1 protein-coding gene is annotated in these 460 nt (G+C 45.9%); it reads right to left on the reverse strand.

Going from position 1 to position 460, the window contains the following annotated elements:
• On the reverse strand, positions 1-432 hold a 432-nt coding region (locus KJQ99_RS09680), incomplete at its 3' end, for a universal stress protein (protein WP_214150707.1).
• Between the last annotated feature and the right edge of the window lie 28 nt (positions 433-460).

Below are 460 nucleotides of genomic sequence, written 5' to 3' on the forward strand. Positions count from 1 at the left end.
GCATCTGGCCGAACGAATTACGTATGCCGCAACAGAGCCAACGACCAGTCTTTGCAAAAAGTTCTTTCCGGTTGAACCGACAATAATCAGATCATTTTCATATTCGGGTTGGAAATCTTCAACGATAACCAGCTTAGGATTGCCGAAACGCAGGTGAACCCTGATTTGTTCCGGCTTGAGCCCTGCTTCCTGAATTGCTTTTCTGCGCAGTTCAAGCAAATATTCTTCGCTATCGTGTTCGATCTCGTAAATCTGCTCGCCGTCAAGCGCAATTCCTGCTCCGCCGTATTCAAGCGAGCTGAGATCCATGACCCTCAACACGTCCAAATGTGCATCGTTACGCTTGGCAACTTCGATGGCTTCTTTTAAAGCAACTTCTCCGCCTTTTGATCCGTCAATCGCAACCAAAATATTTTCATATTCGCATGACATGTGAATCACCCTGCCTTTCTTCTTATAT

It is taken from the genome of Campylobacter sp. 2018MI13, assembly GCF_018501135.1.
In the GTDB taxonomy this organism is placed as follows: Bacteria; Campylobacterota; Campylobacteria; order Campylobacterales; family Campylobacteraceae; genus Campylobacter_E.